Genomic DNA, 1,128 nt, shown 5'->3' on the forward strand with positions numbered 1-1,128 from the left:
TCCATCGGTCCCAGCAGGCCGTTGCGCTGCCCCTCCGCACGCCGGCCGGAGACACGCGTGTCTCCGGCCGGCAGCCCTGGCTTCGTCGGGGCGGCGTCCTTCCACGGACGCATGGTGTGCGGCCGGCGGCCACCGGTGCCGGGGTCGCGCCGATCGGCTCCCGACCCGTGCCCGGATCCGGCGGGGACGTCGATACGGCAGGACTGCTGTGCTGTCTCAGGCATGAGAAGACGATCGCCAGCGGGCCGGGTGACCATCCAGATCTTCGGCCGAGCACGTCCAGAATCCTGGGAACGTGGTCCGGTGGCGCACGGCGAACTAGATTGGCCGGATGGATGAGCGTGTGATCGCGGTCGTCGGCTACGACGGCGCCGAGTTGATCGACATCGCCTGCGTCACCACCAGCCTGGGCCTGGCCAACCTGCACGGCTGCCTGCGTGTGCCGTACCGGACGGAGCTCGTCACGCCCGGCGGCCGTCCCATCGCCTTTCCCACCGCGCTGACGCTGCAGGGCGGCCTTCCGCTCGAACGCGTCACCGGCCCCTTCGACACGCTGCTCGTCGTCGGCGGTCTGGGGCACGAGCAGGCCGCCGCCGATCCGCTGATCGTCGCCCACGTGCGGCGCATCGCGCGGGAGAGCCGCCGGGTCGCCTCGATCTGCACGGGCGCGGGCATCCTCGCCGCCGCGGGCCTGCTGGACGGGCGGCGCGTCACCACGCACTGGTGGTGGGCCCGCAAGCTGGCCGTCCGCCACCCCGCGGTGATCTGGGACGCCGACCCCATCTACATCCGCGACGGCAACCTGATCACCTCGGCCGGCGTCACCAGCGCGCTCGACCTGACGATGGCGCTGATCGAGGAGGACCACGGAGCCGAGCTGGCCAGGCAGGTGGCCCGCTACCTGGTGATCTACCTGCAGCGGCCGGGCAACCAGGCGCAGATGAGCATCTTCACCGCCGCTCCACCGGCCGACGACGACCGGGTCCGCCGCCTGGTCGACCACATCAGCTCCCATCTCGACGACGATCTGTCCATCGCCGTCCTGGCCGCCCACGCGGGGATGAGCGTGCGGCATCTGACCCGGCTGTTCACCGGCCAGCTCGGGCAGACGCCCGCGCAGTTCGTCCG

The 1,128-nt window shown here is 71.9% G+C and carries 2 protein-coding genes; one reads left to right on the plus strand and one right to left on the minus strand.

Annotated elements, in window-relative coordinates; all coding sequences use genetic code 11:
- Positions 1-224 (minus strand): hypothetical protein (locus ACWD0F_RS52120; RefSeq protein ID WP_449890599.1); only part of this gene is annotated, 224 nt, incomplete at its 3' end.
- 107 nt (positions 225-331) lie between these two features.
- Here ACWD0F_RS52120 and ACWD0F_RS52125 point away from each other — a divergent pair.
- Positions 332-1,128, plus strand: a 797-nt coding sequence (locus ACWD0F_RS52125) for a GlxA family transcriptional regulator (protein WP_449890601.1), incomplete at its 3' end; no start/stop codon positions are given.

The sequence above is a fragment of the Nonomuraea sp. NPDC002799 genome (assembly GCF_053592075.1).